This is a genomic window from Streptomyces sp. NPDC042100 (genome assembly GCF_055582325.1).
The window spans coordinates 1-24,030 of record NZ_JBVJDK010000018.1 but is presented as its reverse complement, the minus strand read 5'-3'; the positions used below and the strand labels follow the sequence as shown (position 1 = coordinate 24,030).

Sequence of the window (24,030 nt, the reverse complement as noted above, 5' to 3'; positions counted from 1 at the left end):
TGTGCAGGTCCCGGGCGCGACGAAGCACCCAAGATCCCTGGAAGAGAATCTTCCGTACCTGGAGCCCATGGTCCATCGAGGATTTCTTAAGCGCACTCGCAGATCAGCTTCACGCCGCCGGTGGGAGCAGTCGGCGCGTCAACCGGCGGCCCCTCGCCAGGCCCTCCTCCGGCCCGCCTCCAGCACCGCCATCGCCGCGTTGTGGCCGGGCACCCCGCTCACCCCGCCGCCGCGCACCGCGCCCGCGCCGCACAGCAGCACGTTGGCGTGCCGCGTCGCCACGCCCCAGCGGCCGGCGTCCGGCGCCAGGTACGGGAAGGAGAGGTCGCGGTGGAAGATGTGCCCGCCGGGCAGCCGCAGTTCGCGTTCGAGGTCGAGCGGGCTCTTCGCCTCGACGCAGGGCCGCCCGTCGGCGTCGCGGGCCAGGCAGTCCGCGATCGGCTCGTCGAGACAGGCGTCGAGCTGGTCGAGCGTGGCCTTGAGGAGCGCCTCCCGCGCGCCTTCCGGGTCGGCGGCGAAGAGCCGCGCGGGCGCGTGCAGCCCGAACAGGGTGAGGGTCTGGTAGCCGCGTGCGGCCGCCTCGGGCCCGAGGATGCTCGGGTCGGTCAGGGTGTGGCAGTAGATCTCGGACGGCGGCGCCGAGGGCAGCCGCCCGCTCGCGGCCTCGGCGTACGCGCGTGCCAACTGCCCGTAGCCCTCGGCGATGTGGAAGGTGCCGGAGAACGCCTCGCGCGGGTCCACGGCCCGGTCGCGGAGCCTGGGGAGGCGGGTGAGCACCATGTTCACCTTGAGCTGGGAGCCCTCGGCGGGCGCCGGGGCCGGATCGCCGACCAGGGCGGCGAGCGCCTGCGGGGAGGCGTTCACCAGCACGTGCCGGGCGCCGACGGTGCCCTCGCCGTCGGCGGTGCGGTACGTGACCTCGGCACGGGCGCCGTCGGTGTCGATCCGGACGGCCTCGTGGCCGGTGAGGATCGTCGCGCCGGCCGCGCGGGTGGCGTCGGCGAGCGCGTCGGTGAGGGCGCCCATGCCTCCGACGGGAACGTCCCAGTCGCCGGTGCCGTTGCCGATCACGTGGTAGAGGAAGCAGCGGTTCTGGACCAGCGAGGGGTCGTGGGCGTCGGCGAACGTGCCGATCAGGGCGTCGGTCAGGACCACCCCGCGCACCAGGTCGCTGGCGAACTCCCGCTCCACCGCGACCCCGATGGGCTCCTCGAACAGCGTTCTCCAGGCCGCGTCGTCGGCGACCCGCGCGCGCAGGACGTGCCGCTCCGGAAGCGGCTCGGTGAGCGTCGGGAAGATCCGTCGCGCGGCCCGCTCGGTCCGCCGGTAGAAGGCGCGCCACGCCTCGTACTCCCGGTCCGAGCCGGTGAGCGCCGCGAACGAGGCCCGGGTGCGCTCGCCGTCGCCGCCGACGAGCAGTCCGGAGTCGCCGTACGGGGTGTACGAGGAGACGGTCCGCTTGCGGACGGCGAAGCGCAGCCCGAGCTCGCGGACGATCTTCGCCGGGAGCAGCGAGACGAGGTACGAGTACCGGGACAGCCGGACGTCCACACCGGGGAACGGCCGGGTGGACACGGCGGCCCCGCCGGTGGCGCCGAGCCGTTCGAGGACGAGGACGCGGTGTCCCGCGCGAGCGAGGTAGGCGGCGGCGACGAGGCCGTTGTGCCCACCGCCCACGATGACGGCGTCGTAGGAGCGCTGTGCGTGTGCGGTCATGCCCCTTGCTAGCACCTGGGAGGGCTGGAGGGACAGAGGGCGGGACCGGCGGGCGGTGGGAGGGCGGGCGGAGGGCGGATGGGCGGGGCCGGCCCCGGGCCGGGCGGCCTCAGGGGCGGTGGCCCGCCCGGCGTTCGCGGCAGTGGGCCTCGTCCGCGCGGGCGGCGATCGTGTCCGGGTGCGTGGCGCCGAGGGTGCGGGTGCGGGTGTCGGCGACCCGGCGGTACTCCGCCAGGGCCTCGTCGTGGCGCCCCAGCCAGCCGAGCCCTATGGCGATCTCGCGGTGGCTGACCAGCGTGTCGGGATGGTCCGGGCCGAGCACGCGGGTGCGCAGCCCGCCCACCGCGCGGGCCTCGGCCAGCGCCTCCTCCCACCGGCCGAGCCGCCCCAGGCTCACGCCGAGGCCGTGCCGGGCGCGCAGCGTCTCCGGGTGCTCGGGCCCGGTGGTCCTGGCCCGGTCCTCGGCGAGCTCCCGGTACAGCTCGACGGCCTCGGCAGACCGCCCGAGGCGGCCGAGGCAGATGCCCGCCTCGTAGCGGGCGGCCAGCGTGTCGGGGTGGTCGGTGCCGAGGGCGGCCGTCCGCGCGTCGGCCACCTCGCCGTACTCGTCCAGCGCGTCCCGCCAGCGCCCGAGCCGTCCCAGCAGGTGCGCCACCTCGTGCCGGGTGGCGAGGGTGTCGGGGTGGTCGGCGCCGAGGGCGCGGGCGCGCGCGTCGGCGACCTCGCGGGCCGTCGCGTACGCCTCCGGCAGGCGCCCGAGGCGGCCGAGGGTGAAGGCCAGGTTGTGCCGGCAGCGCAGGGTGTCCGGGTGCCGCTCGCCCATGGTCCGTTCGCGCGCGGCGAGCACGGCCGCGTACACCGAGTGCGCCTCGGCGTGCCGGCCGAGCCCGCCGAGGACGTACGCGGTCTCCTGGCGCGCCGCGAGGGTGTCGGCGTGGTCGGCGCCGAGGGCGCGGGCGCGCCCCTCCGAGACGCCGCCGAACTCGCGCAGCGCGTCCTCCGGCCGGGCCGAGCGGGCGAGGGCGAAGGCCAGCTCGTAGCGGCTGGCCAGGGTGTCCGGGTGGTCGGCGCCGAGGACCCGGCCCCGGTCGCGTACGACGGTCCCGTGCACCTGGGCCGCCTCCGCCCAGCGGCCGAGCCGGCCGAGGCCGAGGCCGGCGCGGTGCCGGCCGGCGAGCACGGCGATCAGCTCCGAGGCGGAGGCCGAGGAGGCCGCCGAGGCGGAGGCGGCGGACTCCGGGGGCTCGCCGGGGCCCGTGGCGGAGTCCTGGGCGGTCAGCGGGACCGGGCCGGTGCCCGGCAGGGTGCTGTGGTCGTGGCCGGGCGCGGAGGTCTGCGCGGAGGCGGGGGCCGCCGGGGCGGCGCCCTCCGTCCCGTACGCGTACGCGACGGTGCCGGTCGGCCCGCCCGGGCGGGCCGCCGACGCCCGCGTCCACTCCCCCGTCAGCGCCGTCGCCGGGTCGTACGGGGCCGTGGGCAGGCCCATGAACGTGCTGGTCGCCGGGCGGCCGACGGTGATCCCGCCGGCCCAGCCGGGCAGGGCCCGGGGCGGTGCGGCGGCGGGCGCGCCGGTGAGCCGGGCGCGGACCTCCGCGGCGTCCCGGGGCCGGGCCTCCGGGGCCTTGGCCAGCAGGTCGAGGACGAGCAGGTCCAGGGCGGCGGGCAGCTCGGGGCGGTGGCTGCGCAGCGGTGCGGGCACGGTGTCGCGGTGCCCGACGAGGACCGCCCAGGTGTCGTCGAGGTCGAAGGGCGGGACGCCGGTGGCGATCTCGTAGAGCACGCAGCCCAGCGAGTAGAGGTCGCTTCGGTGGTCGATCTCCCCTCCGCCGCCGATCTGTTCGGGCGACATGTAGTGCGGGGTCCCCATGGCGATGCCGGTGCCGGTGAGGCGGGAGGTGATGCCGTTGTCGGCGGCGAACCGCGCTATCCCGAAGTCGCAGATCTTCACCGCCCCGTCGGCGAGCCGCACGATGTTGGCGGGCTTCAGGTCGCGGTGCACGACGCCTTGGCGGTGGGTGTAGGCGAGGGCGTCGGCGACCTGCCCGGCGATGTCGACGACCTGGCCGACCGGGAGCGGGTCCTTGCCGTTGTCCCCGAGCAACTGGCTGAGGTTGCGCCCGTCGAGCAGCTCCATCACGAGGAACAGCACGCCGTCGGACTCGCCGAAGTCGTGCACGACGGTGATCCCGCGGTGCTGGAGCGCGGCGGCCACCCGGGCTTCGCGGCGGAAGCGTTCGCGCAGCACGGTGAGGGCGGCCGGGTCCCGCTGCGGGCCGAGCGGCCGGAGGCACTTGACGGCGACGCGCCGGCCGAGCGCCTCGTCCGTCGCCCGCCACACCTCGCCCATGCCGCCGCGACCGATCACCTCGTGCAGCCGGTACCGGCCCTGGATCAGCCTGGTGTCCGTGTCCGCCATCGCGTGCCGTCGCCCCCGTTTGCCCCGTGGCCGCGCCCCTCCCGGCCCGGCCGGTCCAGTATGGCTGCCTTCGCGCGCAGACTGTACGGCGCGGGCCGGGTGTCCTGGCCGAGCCGCTCCATCGCGCGCGGGATGTGCCGCGGGGGCAGCCGCCAGCGGAGCCGGTCCGGCAGGCAGCGCAGCAGATTGGCCGTGGCCGTGAGCCGGCGCGTGACGGTCTCCGGGGACGGCGCGGGACGCCCGTAGAGCTCATGGGCGTACGGGGGCAGAGTGTCGTACGCGAGTGCTGCCACGCGCCGCCAGATCGCCTCGCGCGCGGGCACGAGCGCGGGCGGTACGGGCGGGGCGCGCAGGAAGTCGTCGACGGCCCGCGCGTCCGCGCCGGCGGCCAGCTCGGGGCGGACGTCCCCGAAGTAGCGCCGGAGCGCGCCGACACCGCCGGGGACCCCGTCCGGGTCGAGGCCGACGAGCCGGGCGGCGGTCCGCTGCTCGTCCACGTACCGGTCGGCCTGGGCGTCGGTCAGCGGGATGCCGGAACGCCGTACGACATGGAGGTACGAGTCGATCTCGGCGCAGTGCACCCAGAGCAGCAGCGCGGGGTCGTCGACGCCGAGCAGCCGGTGGATCTTCCGTACCCGCGCGCCCGCGGCCTCAGCCGCCTCCGTGGTGCCGTAGCTGAGCGTGCCGACGAAGCTCGCGGTGCGCAGCAGCCGGCCCCAGGCGTCCGAGCGGAAGTCGCTGTTGGCCATGACGCCCCGGATGGCGGCGGGGTGCAGCGCCTGGAGGTACAGGGCGCGCACCCCGCCGATCCACATCACGGGGTCGCCGTGCAGCTGCCAGGTGACGGACCGGGGGCCGAAGAGCCCCGGGTCGGCGCCCGGGTTCGTGCCGGTGACTGCCATGGCTTCAGGCTAGGCGGCCGGGCGGCGGGGGTCGACGGGTCAGCGCCAGATCGTCTGGACCGAGTCGAACTGGACCCAGGTGACCGGGTTGCCGGCGTTCCCGCCGTAGACGGTGACGGCGCCCGCGGGGTTGATCTCGAAGCGGCAGGCGTTGACGCCCTGGCTGTTGTTGCGGGCGGCGACGCCGCGCACGTACCAGGTCGGGCGGGCGAAGCCGGGCGGGAGCGTGGCGATCTTCATGTCGGCGGTGTACGAGCCGGTGACCTGGCCGCGCGCCTGGAGGAAGACGGTGCCCGCGAGGGTGAGCAGGCGCACCTGCGGGGTCGCGCCGGCGGTGGCGGTGATGCCGGGTTCGAGGGCGAGGTCGGTCCACTCGCCCGCCTCGACGCCGGCGGACGCGGCGGGGGCCTCCGGGGGCACGGGGGTCACCGGGTCCGTGGTGGCCTCCGGGGCCGCCGTGGCGGGGGCCGCCGCGGCGAGTCCGCCGACGGTCAGGGCGGCGGGCAGCGCGAGCGCGGCGCCGAGGAGGCTGCGGCGGTTGTGGGCGGGGGGTGTGGGCCGGGCGGGCTGGACGGGCTGGACGGGCTGGGACATGCGGGGTGGCTCCTCCGGGAGGCGGGTCGGGCGGGGCGGGGCGGGGCGGACGGCGCCGTTGCGGGGTCAGCGCCAGACGGCGCTGAAGCTGTCGAGCTGGGCCCAGGTGATGACGTTGGCGGCGCGCCCGCCGAACAGGCGCAGCTCGCGGTCGGTCCCGGCCTCGACGCGGGCGACGGTGTGTCCGCCGCTGCTGTTGCGCGGCACGTTGGCGCGGGCGGTGACGCTCGGGGTGAGCGAGTCGGGCAGGCGGCCGATGACCGCGTCGGCGTCGAAGGCGCCCTTCACGCCGCCGCCGAGCTGGAGCACGGTGGTCCCGGCGAGGCTGATCAGCCGCCCGCGCGGGGCGTTGCCGTCGGCCTCGACACCGGCGGCGAGGGCGATCGGCCGCCAGTCGGTGAGGACCTTGACGCCGTCGGTCTCGGGCGCGCCGGAGAGGGACACGATGGTGCAGGTGCGCGGGCCGGGGTCCTCGCCCGCGAAGCCGATGTGCAGGTGCGGGACGCCGTCGCGGACGGAGACGGCCAGGCCCTCGGGCTCGCGGTAGGCGAGGCCGGGCGCCGCAGTGCACAGCCGTCGGTCGAGGACGGCGCCGGTGGCCCAGTCGACGGCGGTCAGATACGTGTTGCCGGGGGCCGGGTTGGCGGCGGAGTACGCCTCGCCGTGCAGGGTGTACAGGACGCCGGCGTGGGAGGCGTAGCCCTGGAACACGCCCGGCGACAGGGTGGGGGTGATCCGCTGGATCGGCTCCCAGACGCCGGCCGCCGCCTTGGCGAGGTCGTACCGCTCCCAGTTCATTCCGTTGAGAGAGAAACGAACGACGAGTTCGTTCCTGGCGCGGTCGATGGTGGCCGTGAGGAAGCGGGCGGAGGGGTGGGGCGTGTACGGCGCGGTGTGCCCGGTGGAGCCGTAGGTGAGGACGGCGCCGTCGGCGTAGGCGAAGCTGGTGACGGCGGAACCGTAGCCCTCGCCCGCCGAGTTGGGCTTGGACGCGGTCTCGGTCCAGAGCCGGACCGTCCCGTCGCGGTTCTCCACGCCCAGGCTGACGCCGTGGCCGAAGCCGCGCAGGAACATGGACCCGGCGATCGCGCCCGCCTCGGTGAGCCGGGTCAGGCACAGGTCTCCGTTGGCCTTGCGGGTGTCGTACGGGACCGGGGCCGGCTCGCCGGGGAGCTGGACGCCGGCCTCGATGACCTGGAGCACGAAGACGTCGCCGGAGACCGGGTCGATGCCGAACGACTGCATGACCGTGGCGTTCCGCAGCCGGCGCCGGTGGAGCAGGGTGCCGACCGGGCCGGCGAGGTCTATCTGTCCTTCGATGGTGACGCTCAACGACGCCGCTCCTCGGGGTGGTTCGGAGTGCCCCGGGGACCCGGGGCGGCGTCAGTCTGTCAAACGCCCTCACCCCCGTCTTACGCCCCTGCCCGCACCCCTGTCCCTCGCCCCCTGTCCCTCGCCCCCCGTCCCGCGCGCCGTGGGCGCGGGACGGGGGTGAGGGCAGGGCCGGCGCCCTAGGTTGAGGGCGACGCCGTGGAGGACACGCGCGTTCTTTCCGCTGAGAAAGGAATCCCCATGCGGTATCGCAAGCTGGGCGACTCGGACCTTGAGGTCTCGGAGATCTCGCTCGGCTCCTGGCTCACCTACTCCGGCGGCATCGAGGCGGACGCGACCCGCGCCTGTACGGAGGCGGCGTTCGACGCCGGGATCAACTTCTTCGACACGGCGAACGTGTACGGCCGAGGGGCGGCCGAGAGCGCGTGGGGCGAGATCCTGTCCTCGCGTCCGCGCGACTCGTACATCCTGGCGACCAAGGTCTGGGGCCGGATGTCCGACGACCCGGCGGACGCCGGGCTCTCGGCCGGGCAGATCGCCCGTCAGATCGACGCCTCCCTGACCCGGCTGCGCACCGACCACGTCGACCTCTACCAGGCGCACCGCTTCGACCCGTCGGTGCCGATCGAGGAGACGATCGAGGCCCTCCAGAAGGTCGTCGAGCAGGGCAAGGCCCGCTACCTCGGCTTCAGCGAGTGGACGAACGAGCAGGTCCGGACGGCGATCGAGCTGGCGGGACCAGAGCTGTTCGTCTCCTCGCAGCCGCAGTACTCGATGCTGTGGCAGGCCCCCGAGGCGGAGCTGTTCGGCCTGACCGAGGCACACGGCATCGGCAACATCGTCTGGTCGCCGCTCGCGCAGGGCGTCCTGACCGGCAAGTACCTGCCGGGGCGCCCGGTCCCGGAGGGCAGCCGTTTCGCCAGCGACACGATGGCGGGCGCCCGGGAGCTCGTCTACAACGAGGCGAACCTCGAAGCCGTCCAGCGGCTCGTGCCGATCGCCGAGGAGGCCGGGCTCGCCCTCCCCGCCCTCGCCCTGGCCTGGGTCCTGCGCCGCCCGGAGGTCTCCTCCGCCATCACCGGCGCCTCCCGCCCCGAACAGGTCCACGCCAACGCGGCGGCTTCCGGGATCGACCTCGCCCCGGACCTGCTGGCCGCCGTGGACCGGGCCCTCGGCGACGCGCCGCTGACGGAGCCGACCCTGGCCCCGCAGGCCGAGACGGCCATCAGGCGCCGCTGAGCGCAGCCGGGGGCGGGAGCCGGGTGCCGGGTGCCGGGCGTCTGGGCGTCCGGGTGCCCGGGTGCCCGGCGGGCCGGTGCGGCTGAGGGGAGCGGCGGGGCGTGCCGGGGGCGGTACTCCGGGCTCCCGGGGGGGCCGGGGGCCTCGGCTCCGGGGCGCCTCGGCTCCGGGGGTCCGGGTGCGCCGGGGGCCGGTCGGTGTCCTGCCGCCGTCGCGCCCGCGTAGCCGCGAGCGCGGACGACGTCGGGGGTGGGCCCGTACGGCAGGCGTGGTCGGCGGCGCTGCGGTGCGCGTCGTGGCGGCGAAGTGGGCGTCGATGTGCGCCCGGGTCGCGAAGGCGGCGCCGAGCAAGGCGAGTCGGCAGTCGGCAGTCGGCAGTCGGCAGTCGGCGAGGGTCTGGGCGTCCCGTACGGCGCGTTCGGCGGCGGCCAGGTCCCGGAGCGCGCGCCGGGCGTGCTGCGCGTACACGGCACCGGCGCCGGTGAGCCGCACGGACCGCCCGCCGCGGTCGAGGAACCGGGGCCATAGACCGCACCACTAGGAGTCATCGACAGCAAGTCTTGGACTCTATAGGGGCAGGTCGTGCAGGGTGGATCACGTCGGGGCCGGAGCACCCGCCCGACAGCCGCCGAGGCCACTCGCGCACCTCGGGTGAGCCCGTTCCCCGACCCCCGTTCCATCCCCAGAAGGGAGTGCCCCATGCAGGACCTCGCCGTCGGCGTCGCCCGCTTCCAGCAAGACGTCTTCCCGGCCAAGGCGGAGCTCTTCGCCCGCCTGGCCACCGAGCACACCCCGCACACCCTGTTCATCAGCTGCTCCGACGCCCGTGTCGTCCCCGAGCTGATCACCGGCACCGAGCCGGGCGACCTGTTCGTCGTCCGCACGGCCGGGAACCTGGTCCCCGCGCACACTCCCGGCGCCGACGGCGTCGCCGCGAGCATCGAGTACGCCGTCTCCGCGCTCGGGGTGCGGGACGTCGTCGTCTGCGGGCACTCCGCGTGCGGCGCGATGACCGCACTGGCCCAGGGCCACGACCTGAGCGGCGCCCCGGCGGTGGCCGCCTGGCTGCGGCACGCGGACGCCTCCCGGGCCCGCGCCGCCGCCGGTGACGTACCCGCGCTGGTGCGCCAGAACGTGCTCGCCCAGCTGTCCAACCTGGCCACCCACCCGTCGGTGGCTCGCGCGCTCGCCGAGCGGCGGATCGCCCTGCACGGCTGGGTCTACGACATCGGCACCGGCCGCGTGGAGGACCTGACCGCCGCGGACCCGACGACGACCGCGATCACGGCGATGACGACGGCCACGTCGGCCGCCTGACGTTCACCGCACCCCGTACCCACAGCCCACAGCCCACACACAAGAAGAGGAAGTCCCACCATGCCGCAGGCCCAGTTCGACCCCACCGCCCGCCAGTCCCTGGCCATCGCCGCCGTCGAGGCCAAGACGCGCAAGGACCTGTCCTGGCAGCAGATCGCCGACGCCGCCGGCCTGTCCGTCGCCTTCGTCACCGCTGCCGTGCTCGGCCAGCACGCCCTGCCGGAGAACTCGGCGAAGGCGGTCGCGGAGCTCCTCGGCCTGGACGAGGACGCGGTCCTGCTGCTGCAGACCATCCCGACCCGCGGCTCGATCCCCGGCGGCATCCCGACCGACCCGACCATCTACCGCTTCTACGAGATGCTCCAGGTCTACGGCACCACCCTCAAGGCCCTGGTCCACGAGCAGTTCGGCGACGGCATCATCTCCGCGATCAACTTCAAGCTGGACGTGAAGAAGGTCGCCGACCCCGAGGGCGGCGAGCGCGCCGTCATCACCCTGGACGGCAAGTACCTGCCGACCAAGCCCTTCTGATCCGGGGCTCGACCTGAAGGGGCCGTGCCCGAGGCGCGGCCCCTTCAGCCGTCGCCCTCGGGCCCCTGACCGCCCCCGCCCCCACCCCCGCTGCCGCTGCCGCTGCCCCGCCGCAGGCGCCCGGACCACACCGGTTCGACCTGCTCCCACTCCCGCTCCCAGGCCGCGAGGCCGTGTGCGTCGACCGTGCGGCGCACGAAGACCAGCAGGCCCACGCCCATCGCGCCGACGGCCACGCCCGTGGCGGTGCCGCCGGAGAAGGCGACGAGGGCGCGGTTCGCCGCGTCGCCGGGCGGAATGGCCTGCGTACCGGTGTCGTCGACCCAGATGCCGAGGGTGTAGCCGCGCACGGAGCCGGGCGGCACGGCGACACTGCCGCTCCGCTGGACGTGCGCCGGATAGTCCCAGACCGCCGGCGCGACGGCCTGCGCCTCGCCGCCGTACCGCGTGGCGATGTGCGGCTCCTTCGCGGGACCGGTCGTGGTCGCCGTGACCTCGTGGCGGTGGACCGCGAGCGCGCGGTCGGCCCTGGCCCCGGCCGTCCACAGCATCCCGGCGGCGACCGCGCCGACGATCACCGCGAGGAGCAGGACGGACAGCAGGGCGGCACGTCGGCCGGAGAAGGGCTCGTGATGGGGCATGGCGCACCTCCGAGTGGCGGCAGTCCGGACGGCGGGACTCCTCACTCCTCCCCTCCACTCTTCCACGTACGGCCCGCGCGGGGGATTCGTGAGCGCCGCACCCGCCCCGTGGTCAAGTGATCACGGAGCGTCCGGAGGAGGTCGATGGGGGGCCCGCGAGGCCGACAAAGCGGGTATCTGCGGATCAACTCCCGCTTCCCAAGCGGGAGTTAGGAGTGAGGTGCCCTGCTACGGTGATCGGATGTCAACGATCAAGAAGTTCCAGGTCACCTTCGACTGTGCGGACCCGGAGCGACTCGCCCGCTTCTGGTGCGAGGTGATGGGTTACGTCGCCCAGGCGCCGCCGAAGGGCTTCGACTCGTGGGAGGCGTACCACCGCTCGCCCGGCACGGAGGCGACGCAGCCGTGGTTCGCGTGCTCCGACCCCACCGGGGAGGGCCCCCGGCTGCTGTTCCAGCGCGTGCCCGAGGGCAAGGTCGTGAAGAACAGGGTGCACCTCTGCGTACGGGCCGGCACGGGACTCGTCGGTGACGAGCGGCTGTCCACCCTCCAGGCCGAGAGCACCCGGCTGGTGGCGCTGGGAGCGGTGCAGCAGCGGGTGATGATCGCCGACGAGGAGAACGAGTCCTGCATCGTGATGCTGGACCCGGAGGGCAACGAGTTCTGCCTGGACTGAGCGGTACGGGGCGGGAGCGGGGGACAGGGCCGGGCAGGGCGGGGGCACGGAAAATGCCTGGCCACCCCACCCGCACCCTCGATAGCGTCCGCGTTCCGAGCCCCCGTGGAACCACCGCCGGAGCCCTCAGGAAAGCGACGCGACACATGAACGGCCGACAGCAGGCGACGACGACCCTCTGGCGCCCGACGGGCCCCGAGGAGCTGGCCCTGGTGCGCGAGCTGGAGTGGCGCGCGTGGCCCCCGCGACTGCCGGAGCAGCCGATCTTCTACCCGGTCCTCGACGAGGACTACGCGATCCGGATCGCGCGCGACTGGAACGTGAAGCACAGCGGCGTCGGCTACGTGACGCGCTTCGAGGTCGAGTCGGAGTTCCTGCGCCGCTACCCCGTGCGACAGGCGGGCGGACGGACGATCCTCGAACTGTGGGTGCCGGCGGAGGAGCTGGACGAGTTCAACGGGCACATCGTGGGCGCGATCGAAGTGGTCCACGAGTTCCGCTGAACCGGCCGGGTGGGCCGGATTCACGCGTTCCGACATCACATGATCCGGCGTCACGCGTCCCGGCGTCCCGGGCCCGAGGCGAAGGCGAGGGGCGGCGCGATCGCCCGTACGTCGGCCCCCTCCCCCACCCACAGCCCGATGTAGAGCGCGGCGGTCGCCTCCAGAAGCCCGGCGCGGTCCAGGCCGCCGGCGGCGACGGGCGCGCAGCCGGTGTCGCGCACGAGTCGGCGCGCGACGGCGAGCGCGGCCGGATCGTCGCCGCAGAGCGGTACGGCGAGGGGCTGCCCGTCGAAAGCGGGCGGGTCCATCCGCCAGACGTCCTCGTGGCAGAGGTTGAACGCCTTGACGACGTGCGCGTCGGGTGCGGCGGCGGCGAGGCGGCGCGCGGCCGAAGGCCCGTCGGCGGTGAGCAGCCGGAAGCCGGGGCCTACGGGATTGACGCAGTCGAGCAGGGCCTTTCCGTCCAGCTCGTCGCGGAGCGCGCCGACGACCTCCGCCGCCGGACCGTACGGCAGGGCGACCAGCACCGCCTCACCGAACCGGGCCGCCTCACGCGGACTCCCGTGCTCGGCGCCGTACCCGAGACGCGCGGCGAGCCGCCGGGCCCGGCCCTCGTCCCGGCCGCCGACGCGGACCCGATGCCCGGCCCGCGCCCAGTGCGTGGCCAGCGCCTCGGCCATGTTCCCCGTACCCAGCACACCGATCCTCATGGCCCGACCCCGCCCTCTCAACGAACTCTTCGAAGTCATCGAATTCCTCGAACTCATCGAACTCCTCGAACAACGGCTTACAGAACGACAGTAGGAAACCCGTCGGGCACCATCTGGTAAGTGACGACAGACGCCTATCTCGCCGACTGCCGCGCCCGGCTCGCCTTCGACCTCATGTCGAACACCTGGAACCCGGTGCTGATCTGGGTCCTGCGGCACGGCCCGCGCCGCCCCGGCGAGCTCCGCGAGCTCATCGGCGGCATCAGCCCCAAGGTCCTGACCGAGACGCTGCGGCGCCTGGAGTTCAACGGCCTGGCGACCCGCACCGCGTACGCCGGATCACCACCCCGCGTCGAATACGAACTCACCGACCTGGGCCGGACCTTGCTCCCCCCGATCGAAGCCTTCGGCGCCTGGGCCTTCACCCACGGCGACGAGGTGATGGAGGCCCAGGAACGGGCTGCGGAGCAGTCCCGGACCTGCTGAGCCCCGCAGCTCCGAAGGCCACCGGAAGAGGCAACGGGCAACACCGCCGAACCCCGATGCTCCGCTCGCATCCCGTGCCAAACTCACTGACGAACACGAAGCGAGACGACGCCATCACTTTTGGTGCGCGTTCTCTGTCTTTGTGGCGCGTACTGGATACGGCCATCGAAAGGGACGACCTCGATGAATACGGATGCGCCTTTCGGCCCGGAGCTCCGCCGATTACGGCTGGAGGCGGGGCTGACGCTCACCGAGTTCTCAGTGGCGCTCAACTACGACAAGGGGCACCTCAGCAAGGTCGAGCGCGGCGAGCGAACCGCGTCTCCCGATCTGGCGCGTCGGTGCGATGCGTTCCTCGGTGCGAACGGTGAGCTTCAGCGGCTCGTCATCACCGCCGATGCCGTGTCGCCTTCGGCCTCGCTGGTGTCCCCGACCACGCCCGCCTTCGACGGCCCGGTCAGCGAGAGCCCCTGGGCCATCGGGCGGCGCGAGCTCCTCGCCGCCGGTTCGGGAGCTCTCATCGACCTCGGGCTGAAGCTCGGGGGACAGGCGCTCTCCGGCAAGGACCCTCTCCTGCTCTCCTACCGCGCCCAGTTCGACCAGTTGCGCATGCTCGGGCAGTCGACCGCGCCGCGGGCTCTCCTCCCGCTCCTCGAGACACAGACCCGTACGGTGGCCGCGTTCGCCGCCGGCTCCTCGCGCACCACCCGCGCTCCCGCACTCGTGCTCGCGTCGCGGTTCGCCGAGTTCACCGGCTGGATGGCGCAGGAGGCCGGCGACAGCTCCGCCGCGATCGGCTGGACGGGGGAGGCCTCCGCGTTGGCCAGCGCCGGCGGCGATCCACACCTCGGCTCCTACGCGCTCGTGCGGCGCGCCCTCGTCACCATGTACGCCGGGGACGCCGCGAGTACGGTGGCTCTGGCCCGGCGGGCGCAGGACGGCGGGCTTCCGCCGCGCATTCGCGGGCTCGCGGCTCAGCGGGAGGCCCAGGGACACGCACTCGTCGGCGCTGAGAGCGACTGCCTCCGGAGCCTCGACAAGGCGCGGGTGCTCCTCGACAGCGACGGTGCCCACAGCCCTGGCGCGCCCGTGATCGGCACCACCCATGTGAGCGATCCCGCGGCCATGACCCACGGCTGGTGCCTTTACGACCTGGGTCGTCCCAAAGCTGCTGCCGAGATCCTGGACCGGGAGTGCCGCCGGCTCGCTCCGCACGCGCTCCGCACACATACGCGCTACGGCTTCCGCAGGTCCCTGGCGCACGCTGCGTCCGGTCAGGTCGAACACGCCTGCGCTATCGCCGGAGAACTTCTGGGCATGATGCCGGCGGTGCCCTCCGCGACGGTGAACAGCGATATCCGTCGCTTGGCGCGGGAGCTCTCCCGGTTCCGGAGCAGCCGCGCCGTTCGCGACCTGCAGCCCGCCCTCGCACGCGTGCTCGCGCCCGTCCAGGGCTGACACCGGCTGGAGCCTTCGGGCTCGCCCGACGCCTTGGACTCGTTGCTCCGGCCCTCGTTCTCCCTTGGCTCCCTTTTTCTGCCACAGGACCTTGTCCAGGCGCTGCCCTCAGCGCCACGTAGCGCCCCGATTCCTTGGGCCGCACGGCAGACCACTCACAGCCCCGCCCATGACGGCAGCGCAGCCGCGGCCGTGCCCCTCGCGCGCCCACAACTGATCACCCGAATCATCCGATCCCGAAGGGACTCTCATGTACAAGGTCTTCATCAACTACCGCACGGGCGACGAGGAGTCCGCGGCGACTCTGATCGCCAGGGAGCTTGCCCAGCGGTTCGGCGACCGGTCGATCTTCCGTGCCAGCGATTCGATCGATCCCGGACGGCGCTTTCCGGCGGAACTGCTCAGGGCGCTCGACGAATGCGAGGCGCTGGTCGCCGTGATCGGCCCCCGCTGGGCGGACGTGCGCGGCGCCGACGGGCGCCCCGCCCTCGAAGCCGAAAAAGACTGGACGCGCCGCGAGATCAGGACCGCACTCGAACGCGGTGTCCTCGTGATTCCCGTCCTCGTCGGGAAGACCACCCGTATCGACCGCTCTCTCCTTCCCCATGATGTGGCGGAGTTGGCGGAGTGCCAGTACACGCGGTTCGACCACCGCAACGCCGGGGCCGGCCTGACTCAGCTCGGTGACGCCCTCGCGCGGTTGCTTCCCGCGCTGGGCGCGGCGGACCAGGAGTCCCGTGCCGCGCATGAGCGGAGCAACGAGAAGCCACAAGCTGAGTCCGGCCGGGACACAGAACACGCCAGGATGCGGACACGCGACCTCACGCAGGGCGACGTACGCGGCGGCATCGGCAATCTCAACGGAGATCTGAACGGCACGTTCATCAACGAGCCGCAGGGGCCGGTGAACACCGGTCCGGGCCGTCAGTACAACGCACCGCACTTCGAGGGCGACAACACCGGGGTCCAGTTCACCGCGGGCGACAACAGCGGCACGGTCCACCAGCGCTTCGAGCGCGAGCGCCGACGCTCGGACGACGAACGATGACCGAGCAAGTGCGCGTCACGGTCAACGACGCGCGCGGTCCAGTGAACAACGGATCGGGTCCTCAGAACGTCTTCCTCGGCCTCGGACCGGACTGGATGGTCCGCAGAGGCGTCGAACCGCTGCGGATCGCCCGTGAGGACCGGCTCCGCCTGGCCGACAGGTTCGTCCGCCCTCCGGGCTACCGCCTCGCGGCCGACCGGTTGGAGAAGCCCGGATCAGTGGTCCTGGTCGACGCGGATCCTGGCAGTGGCCGAAGGGCGGCGGCGATCATGCTGCTGCACGAACTCGCCGGGAAGGGGGGAACCGAGGGGGGCGACGGGCGGTTCGAGGAGCTCCCCTCCACGGTGCACGAGCGGGACGAGGACGGATCCCGGTTCACCCCCGCCCCCGGCGACCGGTTCCTCCTCGATCTCTCCGGCGGCTCCGGTGCCTCCGCCGACTCCGACGGGAAGCTGTCCGTCGCCGTCGCCCGCCATCTCGCCGTGCGCCGGGGGCAGGTCCAGGACGCTCAAGCGCACATGGTCGTCGTCCTGCCGCCGAGTGGGGCGTCGGGCGTCCCGGCGGGCTTCGCCTCGGACCATCTGTCCGACTTCGCGGCGGACACCGTCCCGCTGGGCCGTCCCCGGGGCATCGCCGTCGTCGCCCGGCATCTGCGCATGGACCATGTCCCCTTCGGGCATCGGGAGTTGGAGGAGCCTCGGCTCCGGGACCTCTGCGATCGCTCCCCCATGCGGGAGCTCGCCCGGCTCGCCGGGCTGGTGCGGGACGCTCGGGAGGGCGGCCGGTTCGGGGGTGATTTCCCGGAATGGCTCGACCAGGCCCTCGGCGCGGTCACCGACCGGGCCGAAGACGTCGGTACGTTGATGACGGGCGTCCGCACCGCGCCCGAGCGAACCCTTCTCCTCGCCGCGGCGGTGTTCGAAAGGGCTCATGCCGACACCGTCTACGAGGTGTGGCACGGGCTCATGGAGACCGTAGGGCTGGAGAAGGACTCCGCCACCGAGCTCGCGCAGGCCGACTTCAGGGAACGGCTGATGTCGCTCGGTGTCGAACGGGACGCCGCCGGACGGGTCGGTTTCGCGAAGTTGGCCTACGCCGACGCGGTGCGGACGTACTTCTGGACACACTTCCCCGGGACCCGCGACGCCTTCCGGGACTGGGTCAAGACCTCCGCCGGGCTGCGCGGTCTGGCGGACGACGACCGTCTCAACGTCGTCGTCCGGTTCGGCGAGCAGTGCCTGGCCGTCGGGCGGCCCGACGACCTCTACGACCTCGCGGCCGGGTGGGCCGAGGGCACGCCCGGCTCCTGCGATCCGCGAGCGGTCGCCGCCCTCGAACTCGGGCTCAGCCACGAGGTGTGGGCGGGCCGCTTCCGACGGCGGATCATCGAGAGCGCGCGGTCCGGCTCCGTGCCCGACGGGCTGGTGCGCGTCCTCACCGTCGTGTGCGCCGAGAGCCTCCGCGCGACCCATCCGGAGCAGGCCATGGTGCGGCTCCACCATCTCGCCGTACGGGACGGCACCGCCGCGAGCGAGGCACGGGCGGCCCTCCTCGACCTGGTCCGAGCCGACCGCCGGCTCCACCGGCTGCTGATCGAGCGGATACGGGAGCGGACGGACCGCGAGGCTCGCGGACCGGAGTCCCATCTGCGGCTGCTCGCGGCGCTGCTGGCCGCCGACCAGGTGATCGATCCGCCGCCCTGGCCCGACCTGTTCCGAGGCTGGGCGTTCTTGTTCGCGCAGCCTCCCGCCGAGTCCTGGAAGCCTCTCGTACGCGGCTGGCTGGACGCCGTGGTCGCCGACGCGTCGCGGGAGCTCGCCCTGAGCCTGATGGTCAGGGCCGCGTACGAGCAGCCACCAGCGCTCCACCGCCTCTACACCATCGCCTGCGACTGGGCGGGGGCGAGCCGCTCGCCGTCCCGTTCGTCGGTCGCCTCCCGGTTCTGGCAGCACATCGACGAGGCCCAGCACACCCGCGTGAACCGCCGTACCCCTACCGGACCACCGACCGCGGAAGAGGCCCGATGAGTCACCGTTTCCCCCGCCTGCTGCTCGTCGCCCTGTGCGGCCTGGCGCCCGCCGCGCTCGGCGGCCTCCTCCACTGGTCGCCCTGGCTGTGGGGGTTCCTGTGCATGGTCACCGCGTCGGGCTCGCTCCTGTTCGTGATGACGGTCCTCAGCGGCACCCGAGCCAGCGGCGCCGACCCGTACGGGTCCGACGCGCCCGAGACGCCGCCGGCCCCCTCGGACCGGCCGTACGAGGAGACCCGGGTGATCGAGGCGGCGCTGCCGAGTGCGGCGGCCGGCTACGACTTCCTCTTCTCCGCCACCGTCTGGTGGCGGCCGGTCCCCGACCCCACGGGGCTCTCCGACGGCGCTTCCGCGGCCCTCGCCGAATCGGCGATCGTCAGCCGGGCCTTGGCCGTCGTCGGTCCCGAGGAGCCCGGACGGGCCGACTTCGCGCGCTACCTCCTGGACGGGGAGCTGGGCATCCCGCTGCCGGACCGGAGCGGCCGGGTGAGAGCCTTCGCCGCCGACGTGACGCTGGCCTTGGCGCCCGCCGACCGCGAGCGTCTGCGGCGTATGAACGACCTCCGCAAGGACGAGGAGGTCTGGGAGCACGAGCGTCGGCACGAGCGCAACAAGCGACACTACCTCGGTGACGACGTGCTCAAGAGCACGGGCAGCGCGATGGTGTGGTGGCTGGCGCGACACGAGGACGAGATCGAGAAGGCGGTCGAGATGATCGGCCCACTCGCGCAGATCACCGCGGCGGCCAACGACGAGGAGGTCCCCGAGCTGTTCCGGCACCTGATCGTCCCGCCCGTCGACACGTGGGCGTCCTCCTACGGCGAGCGCGAGGAGGAGGTGGGGGTGGCGGACCGGTTGCGGACGCTGCTCACGGCCGTGGGGCTGAAGCCGGACATGGACGCGTACAAGGTCCTCGTCCACCGTGTCGTGCGGAACCTGGAGGCCACCGGACTGGACGGGGCCTTCGAGGCCGCCGCAGAGATCCGGCGCGCCTTCTCCGCCGAGGGATTCGAGGGGGAGGACGGCGGAGAACCTGTCGGCGAGCCTCCGGCGGACGAGGAGTGGCCGGAGGAATCCGACGGCGACTGGCCGGAGGAGGACGAGAATCGGCGTGCCGGAGGGGTCGGAGGGCTGTGATACTCGCCCGATGAGCCGCGTTCCCGCCACCGCCCCGGTCCCTGACTCCGTCCCCGGCCCCGGCCCCGTTCCCGGCCCCGTCCTCGACTCCCTCTCCGGGCTCGCGTTCGGTGATGCCTTCGGTGACCGGTGGTTCGGGGTTCTGCGGCGGGACGGGGAGGGGGCCCTGGAGGCGCGGGTGGTGCCGGCGGAGGTCGTGTGGGAGTGGACCGACGACACCGCGCAGGCCCTCGTCCTCGTGCGCGAACTCGTGGAGGGCGGTGGGCTCGTGGACCAGGACCGGTTCGCGCGGCGGCTCGCCGAGGCGTACGCCGAGGACACGCACCGCGGTTACGGGGCCTCCATGCACGAGGTGCTGCGCCGGATCGGGGCGGGCGAGCCGTGGCGGGAGGTCGTCGCCGGGCAGTTCGAGGGGCAGGGGTCCTGGGGCAACGGCGCCGCCATGCGCGTCGCCCCGCTCGGTGCGTGGCACGCCGCCGACCTCGGCCTCGTCGCCGAGCAGGCCGTGCTCCAGGGCGTGGTCTCGCACCACCATCCGGAGGCCGTCGCCGGTGCGGTGGCGGTCGCCCTCGCCGCGGCGCTGGCCACGCGCAGCCGGGGCGCGGCGGCGCCGTCGCGGCCCGAGTTCCTCGACGCGCTCGCCGGGCTCCTTCCCGACAGCGACGTCCGCTCGGGCCTCCGGATCGCGGCCCGGATGCCCGCGCACACCTCGGTCCGGCACGCCGCCGAGGTCCTCGGCTCCGGCTACCGCATGTCCGGACCCGACACCGTGCCGTACGCCCTGTGGTGCGCGGCGGGCCACCTGGACGACCTGGCGGAGGGCCTGTGGCGTACGGTCGCGGGGCGCGGCGACATCGACACGACCTGCGCGATCGCGGGCGGCGTCATCGCCGCCCGCACCGGCGTCTCGGGCCTCCCGCCCGCCTGGCACGCGGCCCGCGAACCCCTGCCGTCGCTCAGCGGCGGACCCGGGGCATGCCCAGGCCGATCCACGAGATGATCTCGCGCTGGATCTCGTTGTTGCCGCCGCCGAAGGTGAAGATGACGGCGGAGCGGTAGCCGCGTTCGAGCTCGCCGTGCAGGACCGCGCCCGACGAGCCCTCCTTGAGGGCGCCGGCCGCGCCCGTCACCTCCATCAGGGCCGCGTAGGCGTCGCGGCGGGCCTCGGAGCCGTAGACCTTGACGGCGGAGGCGTCCTGGGGGGTGAGGGTGCCGTTCTGGACGGCGTTCACCATCTGCCAGTTGAGCAGCTTCATCGCGTCGAGGCGGGTGTGGGTGCGGGCCAGGGTGCGGCGGACCCAGGCCAGGTCCAGGACGCGGCGGCCGTCGGCGAGCTTCGTGTCGGCGGCCCAGCGTTGGACGTCGTGCAGCGCGCGGATCGCCATGGTGCCGTGCGCGGCGAGGGTCACCCGCTCGTGGTTGAGCTGGTTGGTGATCAGGCGCCAGCCCCTGTTCTCCTCGCCGACCCGGCGCGAGCAGGGGACGCGGACGTTCTCGTAGTAGCTGGCCGTGGTGTCGTGCGAGGCCAGCGTGTTGATCAGGGTGCAGGAGTAGCCGGGGTCGCTCGTCGGCACCAGCAGCATGGTGATGCCCTTGTGCGGCGGCGCGGCCGGGTCCGTGCGGACCGCGAGCCAGACCCAGTCGGCGGTGTCGCCGTTGGTCGTCCAGATCTTCTGGCCGTTCACCGTGTACGTGCCCGTGGCCTCGTCGCCCTCCCGCACCGCGCGCGTCTTGAGCGCGGCGAGGTCGGTGCCCGCGTCCGGCTCGCTGTAGCCGATCGCGAAATCGAGCTCCCCGGAGAGGATCCCCGGCAGGAAGTACGCCTTCTGCTCCTCCGTACCGAACTGCATGATCGTCGGGCCGACCGTGTTCAGCGCCATCAGCGGCAGCGGTACGCCCGCCTGGGCGGCCTCGTCGAAGAAGATGAACTGTTCCATCGGGGTCAGGCCGCGCCCGCCGTACTCCTTCGGCCAGCCGACGCCCAGCCAGCCGTCCGCGCCGAGGCGGCGGACGGTCTCGCGGTAGAAACGCTTCTGCGCGGCGGGATCGGCGTAGCGGGCGTGGACGTCCTCGGGGACGAGCTCGGCGAAGTACGCGCGCAGCTCGGCGCGCAGGCGGTGCTGGGCGGGCGTGTACTCGAGGTGCATGGCGTGGTCTCCCCTGGCTCCCCTGGATCGGTCTCCGCGGGCGCCCCGGCCGAGGCTCGGCGCGCGTGCGGCGCCACGGTAGAACGTGTTCCACAAATGGGGAAGGGGCGCGGCGGCACCTCCGGGGCGCCGGCGCGGCGCCCCGGCTCACCGCGCTTCGCTCAGGGGAGCAGTTCGTCGAGTGAGGCGCGCCCCTTCTCGGCCATGCGCCGCTCGGCCCAGGCGAGGTTCTGCGGTGTCACGTCCCGGCCGGAGGCGAGGACCAGGTCCTCGGCCGAGAACTCCCCCTCCGAGCCGGCGTGCAGCAGGCTGTCGGGCGTCGGGATGTCCCCCGGGGACGTCTTGTCGGTGTCACCGTTCATGCCGCCTCCTCGTGTTCTGCGGGCACTCGCCATTCTCGTGGCCGGTTCCCGCTCCCGCATCCGGGCGGAGCACCCACCCGGCCCTCGGGGCGACAGGGGCCGCGCGGGCCGACGCGGCACCCGCGTCGACGGCGTGTCGGCGCGGTGTCGACGGGGGCGGGGAGGGTGGGGGGACGGCCTGCGGCCCGGCCCCCAGGCCCAAGCCCAAGCCCCGGCCCCGGCCCCAGCCTTTGGCCCAGCCCCAGCCCCAGCCTTTGGCCTTTGGCCATTGCCCGAGATCAGGAGTCCCCCATGATCGTCTCCCCTTCCGGATCCCACCCGTCTGACCCGTCTGACCCGTCCTACCCGACCGACCCGTCCCACCAGGCGGCTCCCCTTCCCTTCCATCGCCTCACCGTCGTCTCCGTCCGCGCCCTTACCCCCCGCATGGTCCGGGTCACCCTCCACGCCCCCTCCCTGGCCGGTGCTCCGCTCGGCGGGCCCGACCGGCAGGTCAAGCTGTACTTCCCTCGCGACGGGCAGGCCGAGCCCGTGCTGCCCGCGCCCGGCCCCGACGGCGACTTCGCGCGCTGGTACGCCGCCTACGGCGCCGTCCCCGACGCCGAGCGCCCGTGGATGCGCGGCTACACGCTGCGCGCCCACGACCCGGCCGCCGCCACCGTGGACGTCGACTTCCTCCTGCACGGCGGGGACGGCGCGGGCGACGGGGACGGTCCCGCCACCCGGTGGGCCCGGAGCGCCCGCGCGGGGGACGTCCTCGGCATGTTCGGGCCCTCCGGCGACTTCGCGCCGCCCGTGGACCCGGGCGCGGGCGACTGGGCCCTCCTGGTCGCCGACGCGTGCGCGCTGCCCGCCCTGGCCACGCTCGTCGCGGCCCTGCCGCCCGGGCACCGGGCCCTCGCGTACGTCCAGGTCGCCGACGCGGCGGAGGAGCAGCCGCTGCCGACGGCCGGGCGGCTCACGGTGCGCTGGCTGCACGGCGACGCCTCGCCGGAGGAGGCCGTGCGGGCCACCACCTTCCCCGCCGGCCGGCCGTACGCCTGGCTGGCCGGGGAGGCGGGCACGGTACGGGCCCTCCGCCGCCACCTCGTCGAGGAGCGCGGCTTCGACCGCCGCGCCGTCGACTTCGCCGGCTACTGGCGCCGCGCGCTCACCCAGGACGACGCCCCCACGGAGGAGGATCTGGCGGAGGCCCCCGAGCGCCTCGCCCTGTGGCAGCGGGGGTAGGCGCGCTCACGGGCCTCGGCCCCGCCTCCTACAGCAGCTCCGCCGCCTCCCGCACCGACAGTCCCGCCCCCTCCTCGTACAGCGCACGGAACTCCCCCTCAGCCAGGGCCTCGCGCAGGGCGGCCTCCGCGTGGGCGCGGGTCGCGGTCTCCGTCTGGGCCGTGTACGGGCGGAAGCCCGCGCCCTCCGAGCCGGTGCGGTGGGCGTCGTACGCGCCGAGGAGGCGGGCACCCCGCTCGGGCGTGCCGGTGCCCGCGTGGGCCCACGCGGCGGGGGCGAACTGGGCGACGATCAGGTAGGGGGCGACGAGGTGGGCCAGGACCTCCATCTCCGCCACCGCCAGCCTGAGATGGGCGGCACCCTCTTCGTACGCGCCGTCCACGCACGCCAGCCAGCCACGCAGGCCGCCGGTCATGCCCCGGAACAGACCGGGCGTGTCCTCGTCGAACTCGGCCTCCATAAGGTCGAGTTGTGTGCGTGACAGGCCCGTACGGCCGGTGTTCCCGTAGTGCTGAGCCAGCAGCAGGCGCGCGGTGCTCACCGCCTCCGTGCCCCCGTCGCCCGCCTCCTCGGCCGCCTCGGCCAGCAGCCGCTCCGCCTCCGCCCACGCCTCCGGGTCCTCGGCGACCTCGCGGGTCCGCAGCCGCACGGCGGCGAGGAGCGCCTTGAACACCGGGACCTGGGAGTGCGCCCCGATCCGGGCCGCCTCGTCCATGGCACGGGCGAAGTCGGCGGCGGCCTCGGCCGAGCGGCCCGACCGCTCGTACGTCTCGCCGCGCGCGGCCAGCGACTCGGCGATGCCCCAGGAGTCCCCCTCCGCCTCGAAGAGCCCCAGGGCCTCCTCCGCGTCCCCCGGCTGCGCGCCGAGCAGCTTGGCCCGCAGCAGCAGGTCGAAGGCCACATCCCAGTCGTCGCCGTGTGCGCGGGCGGCGGCGACGAGCGCGGCGAGGGTCTCGTCCAGCCCCGTGAACCCGCCGGTCATCAGGCGGGCGAAGTACCACATCGCCCCCGGCTGGCGGCAGGTCTGCGGCAGCCCGGGGCGGTACGCGGCGACGACGGCCGCCAGCCGGGCACGGGTCTCGGGATGCTCCAGCACGGACGCGCCGCCGCTGCCCTCGCCGCCCTCCGTCGCCAGGACGAACAGCCGGCCGCCCCGCCGCGCCTCCCACAGGCGCTCCCCCGACCACGGCGGCGGCACGTCGACGCACCGTCCGGAGAAGGGCCCGGCGGGGCGCACGGGCACCTCCGCGAACGGGTCGGGGCCCAGGCCCGCCGCCGCCCTGGCCCAGGTCCGGGCGTCGAGCTGGTGGTTGCGCAGCTGCCAGAACCAGCTCATGGCGTGCACCAGGCACAGCGCCTCCTGCTCCTCGCCCGCCCGTACGGCGGTCCGCAGCGCGCCCCGGATGTTGTCGTGCTCCGTCTCCAGGCGGGCCAGCGCGGACGCCTGGCGGGCGGTGCGGAGTTCGGGGTCGGCGAGGCGGGCCAGCTCGCGGTAGTAGGTCAGGTGGCGGCGCTCGGCGAGCTCCCGGTCCCCGCCCTCGTCCAGCCGCTCCGAGGCG

At 74.2% G+C, this 24,030-nt stretch carries 21 protein-coding genes and 1 pseudogene; 12 read left to right on the top strand and 10 right to left on the bottom strand.

What is annotated here, in order from left to right:
- Positions 1-138 precede the first annotated feature (138 nt).
- The 5 genes from ACZ6J5_RS31435 to ACZ6J5_RS31415 all read right to left on the bottom strand — a co-directional run bounded on the left by ACZ6J5_RS31435 (position 139) and on the right by ACZ6J5_RS31415 (position 6,960).
- Positions 139-1,716, bottom strand: coding sequence for a phytoene desaturase family protein (locus ACZ6J5_RS31435; RefSeq protein ID WP_469397136.1), 1,578 nt, complete (start codon positions 1,714-1,716; stop codon positions 139-141).
- Positions 1,717-1,825: 109 nt separating this feature from the next.
- Positions 1,826-4,132, bottom strand: a complete 2,307-nt coding sequence (locus tag ACZ6J5_RS31430) for a serine/threonine-protein kinase (protein WP_469397134.1) — start codon at positions 4,130-4,132, stop codon at positions 1,826-1,828.
- The gene (locus tag ACZ6J5_RS31425; RefSeq protein ID WP_469397132.1) at positions 4,108-5,034 is read right to left on the bottom strand and encodes an oxygenase MpaB family protein; all 927 of its coding nucleotides are present in this window, start codon (positions 5,032-5,034) and stop codon (positions 4,108-4,110) included. Before ACZ6J5_RS31425 ends, ACZ6J5_RS31430 begins: the two co-directional genes overlap by 25 nt.
- A gap of 39 nt (positions 5,035-5,073) precedes the next feature.
- Entirely contained in the window at positions 5,074-5,628 is a 555-nt protein-coding gene (locus ACZ6J5_RS31420; protein ID WP_469397131.1) for a hypothetical protein, read from the bottom strand.
- Positions 5,629-5,694: 66 nt separating this feature from the next.
- Complete coding sequence (locus tag ACZ6J5_RS31415) at positions 5,695-6,960, bottom strand: phage baseplate protein (RefSeq protein ID WP_469397130.1); 1,266 nt, start codon at positions 6,958-6,960, stop codon at positions 5,695-5,697.
- 240 nt (positions 6,961-7,200) lie between these two features.
- Here ACZ6J5_RS31415 and ACZ6J5_RS31410 point away from each other — a divergent pair, with 240 nt between their 5' ends.
- The 3 genes from ACZ6J5_RS31410 (at position 7,201) to cynS (ending at position 10,047) form a co-directional block, all read left to right on the top strand.
- Positions 7,201-8,199 (top strand): aldo/keto reductase, encoded by a 999-nt coding sequence (locus ACZ6J5_RS31410; protein ID WP_469397128.1) that lies wholly within the window; start codon positions 7,201-7,203, stop codon positions 8,197-8,199.
- A 699-nt stretch (positions 8,200-8,898) separates the two neighbouring features.
- Entirely contained in the window at positions 8,899-9,516 is a 618-nt protein-coding gene (locus ACZ6J5_RS31405) for a carbonic anhydrase (protein WP_469397127.1), read from the top strand.
- A gap of 60 nt (positions 9,517-9,576) precedes the next feature.
- Positions 9,577-10,047 carry a cyanase gene (cynS, locus tag ACZ6J5_RS31400; protein ID WP_469397125.1) on the top strand — a complete coding sequence of 157 codons (471 nt, stop codon included), beginning with the start codon at positions 9,577-9,579 and terminating at the stop codon, positions 10,045-10,047.
- Between the two features lie 44 nt (positions 10,048-10,091).
- Here the strand turns inward: cynS and ACZ6J5_RS31395 are convergent, their stop codons facing one another.
- Entirely contained in the window at positions 10,092-10,688 is a 597-nt protein-coding gene (locus tag ACZ6J5_RS31395) for an Rv1733c family protein (protein WP_469397124.1), read from the bottom strand.
- Between the two features lie 241 nt (positions 10,689-10,929).
- Here ACZ6J5_RS31395 and ACZ6J5_RS31390 point away from each other — a divergent pair, with 241 nt between their 5' ends.
- Positions 10,930-11,364: a VOC family protein gene (locus ACZ6J5_RS31390; RefSeq protein ID WP_469397122.1), complete on the top strand. Its 435-nt coding sequence runs from the start codon at positions 10,930-10,932 to the stop codon at positions 11,362-11,364.
- Positions 11,365-11,510: 146 nt separating this feature from the next.
- On the top strand, positions 11,511-11,867 hold the full coding sequence (locus ACZ6J5_RS31385) for a hypothetical protein (RefSeq protein WP_469397121.1): 357 nt from the start codon (positions 11,511-11,513) through the stop codon (positions 11,865-11,867).
- Between the two features lie 50 nt (positions 11,868-11,917).
- On the opposite strand, the gene ACZ6J5_RS31380 is transcribed toward ACZ6J5_RS31385, so the two are convergent.
- Complete coding sequence (locus tag ACZ6J5_RS31380; RefSeq protein WP_469397120.1) at positions 11,918-12,577, bottom strand: NADPH-dependent F420 reductase; 660 nt, start codon at positions 12,575-12,577, stop codon at positions 11,918-11,920.
- A gap of 120 nt (positions 12,578-12,697) precedes the next feature.
- Between ACZ6J5_RS31380 and ACZ6J5_RS31375 the strand changes: the two genes are divergently transcribed.
- The 6 genes from ACZ6J5_RS31375 to ACZ6J5_RS31350 all read left to right on the top strand — a co-directional run bounded on the left by ACZ6J5_RS31375 (position 12,698) and on the right by ACZ6J5_RS31350 (position 19,735).
- Positions 12,698-13,063 (top strand): winged helix-turn-helix transcriptional regulator, encoded by a 366-nt coding sequence (locus ACZ6J5_RS31375; RefSeq protein WP_469397118.1) that lies wholly within the window; start codon positions 12,698-12,700, stop codon positions 13,061-13,063.
- 183 nt (positions 13,064-13,246) lie between these two features.
- Entirely contained in the window at positions 13,247-14,521 is a 1,275-nt protein-coding gene (locus ACZ6J5_RS31370) for a helix-turn-helix domain-containing protein (RefSeq protein WP_469397117.1), read from the top strand.
- 250 nt (positions 14,522-14,771) lie between these two features.
- Complete coding sequence (locus tag ACZ6J5_RS31365; RefSeq protein ID WP_469397115.1) at positions 14,772-15,569, top strand: toll/interleukin-1 receptor domain-containing protein; 798 nt, start codon at positions 14,772-14,774, stop codon at positions 15,567-15,569.
- Positions 15,566-17,596 carry a hypothetical protein gene (locus ACZ6J5_RS31360; protein WP_469397113.1) on the top strand — a complete coding sequence of 677 codons (2,031 nt, stop codon included), beginning with the start codon at positions 15,566-15,568 and terminating at the stop codon, positions 17,594-17,596. The genes ACZ6J5_RS31365 and ACZ6J5_RS31360 overlap by 4 nt, the downstream gene beginning before the upstream one ends.
- Positions 17,593-18,735 carry a hypothetical protein gene (locus ACZ6J5_RS31355; RefSeq protein WP_469397112.1) on the top strand — a complete coding sequence of 381 codons (1,143 nt, stop codon included), beginning with the start codon at positions 17,593-17,595 and terminating at the stop codon, positions 18,733-18,735. The genes ACZ6J5_RS31360 and ACZ6J5_RS31355 overlap by 4 nt, the downstream gene beginning before the upstream one ends.
- 10 nt (positions 18,736-18,745) lie before the next feature.
- Positions 18,746-19,735 (top strand): ADP-ribosylglycohydrolase family protein, encoded by a 990-nt coding sequence (locus tag ACZ6J5_RS31350; protein ID WP_469397110.1) that lies wholly within the window; start codon positions 18,746-18,748, stop codon positions 19,733-19,735.
- On the opposite strand, the gene ACZ6J5_RS31345 is transcribed toward ACZ6J5_RS31350, so the two are convergent.
- Complete coding sequence (locus ACZ6J5_RS31345) at positions 19,692-20,882, bottom strand: acyl-CoA dehydrogenase family protein (protein ID WP_469397109.1); 1,191 nt, start codon at positions 20,880-20,882, stop codon at positions 19,692-19,694. The two genes, ACZ6J5_RS31350 and ACZ6J5_RS31345, sit on opposite strands and share 44 nt — an antisense overlap.
- Positions 20,883-21,043: 161 nt before the next feature.
- Entirely contained in the window at positions 21,044-21,244 is a 201-nt protein-coding gene (locus ACZ6J5_RS31340; protein WP_469397107.1) for a hypothetical protein, read from the bottom strand.
- A gap of 294 nt (positions 21,245-21,538) precedes the next feature.
- On the opposite strand from ACZ6J5_RS31340, the gene ACZ6J5_RS31335 reads away from it, so the two are divergent.
- On the top strand, positions 21,539-22,471 hold the full coding sequence (locus ACZ6J5_RS31335) for a siderophore-interacting protein (protein ID WP_469397283.1): 933 nt from the start codon (positions 21,539-21,541) through the stop codon (positions 22,469-22,471).
- A gap of 28 nt (positions 22,472-22,499) precedes the next feature.
- Here the strand turns inward: ACZ6J5_RS31335 and ACZ6J5_RS31330 are convergent.
- Positions 22,500-24,030 (bottom strand): annotated as a pseudogene (locus ACZ6J5_RS31330) (AfsR family transcriptional regulator); the annotation flags it as partial.

Excerpts from the sequence above, each read along its gene's own strand:
- ACZ6J5_RS31435 (WP_469397136.1), bottom strand. The coding sequence starts at position 1,716 with ATGACCGCACACGCACAGCGCTCCTACGACGCCGTCATCGTGGGCGGT.
- ACZ6J5_RS31430 (WP_469397134.1), bottom strand. The coding sequence starts at position 4,132 with ATGGCGGACACGGACACCAGGCTGATCCAGGGCCGGTACCGGCTGCAC.
- ACZ6J5_RS31425 (WP_469397132.1), bottom strand. The coding sequence starts at position 5,034 with ATGGCAGTCACCGGCACGAACCCGGGCGCCGACCCGGGGCTCTTCGGC.
- ACZ6J5_RS31420 (WP_469397131.1), bottom strand. The coding sequence starts at position 5,628 with ATGTCCCAGCCCGTCCAGCCCGTCCAGCCCGCCCGGCCCACACCCCCC.
- ACZ6J5_RS31410 (WP_469397128.1), top strand. The coding sequence starts at position 7,201 with ATGCGGTATCGCAAGCTGGGCGACTCGGACCTTGAGGTCTCGGAGATC.
- ACZ6J5_RS31405 (WP_469397127.1), top strand. The coding sequence starts at position 8,899 with ATGCAGGACCTCGCCGTCGGCGTCGCCCGCTTCCAGCAAGACGTCTTC.
- cynS (WP_469397125.1), top strand. The coding sequence starts at position 9,577 with ATGCCGCAGGCCCAGTTCGACCCCACCGCCCGCCAGTCCCTGGCCATC.
- ACZ6J5_RS31395 (WP_469397124.1), bottom strand. The coding sequence starts at position 10,688 with ATGCCCCATCACGAGCCCTTCTCCGGCCGACGTGCCGCCCTGCTGTCC.
- ACZ6J5_RS31390 (WP_469397122.1), top strand. The coding sequence starts at position 10,930 with ATGTCAACGATCAAGAAGTTCCAGGTCACCTTCGACTGTGCGGACCCG.
- ACZ6J5_RS31385 (WP_469397121.1), top strand. The coding sequence starts at position 11,511 with ATGAACGGCCGACAGCAGGCGACGACGACCCTCTGGCGCCCGACGGGC.
- ACZ6J5_RS31380 (WP_469397120.1), bottom strand. The coding sequence starts at position 12,577 with ATGAGGATCGGTGTGCTGGGTACGGGGAACATGGCCGAGGCGCTGGCC.
- ACZ6J5_RS31370 (WP_469397117.1), top strand. The coding sequence starts at position 13,247 with ATGAATACGGATGCGCCTTTCGGCCCGGAGCTCCGCCGATTACGGCTG.
- ACZ6J5_RS31365 (WP_469397115.1), top strand. The coding sequence starts at position 14,772 with ATGTACAAGGTCTTCATCAACTACCGCACGGGCGACGAGGAGTCCGCG.
- ACZ6J5_RS31360 (WP_469397113.1), top strand. The coding sequence starts at position 15,566 with ATGACCGAGCAAGTGCGCGTCACGGTCAACGACGCGCGCGGTCCAGTG.
- ACZ6J5_RS31355 (WP_469397112.1), top strand. The coding sequence starts at position 17,593 with ATGAGTCACCGTTTCCCCCGCCTGCTGCTCGTCGCCCTGTGCGGCCTG.
- ACZ6J5_RS31350 (WP_469397110.1), top strand. The coding sequence starts at position 18,746 with ATGAGCCGCGTTCCCGCCACCGCCCCGGTCCCTGACTCCGTCCCCGGC.
- ACZ6J5_RS31345 (WP_469397109.1), bottom strand. The coding sequence starts at position 20,882 with ATGCACCTCGAGTACACGCCCGCCCAGCACCGCCTGCGCGCCGAGCTG.
- ACZ6J5_RS31340 (WP_469397107.1), bottom strand. The coding sequence starts at position 21,244 with ATGAACGGTGACACCGACAAGACGTCCCCGGGGGACATCCCGACGCCC.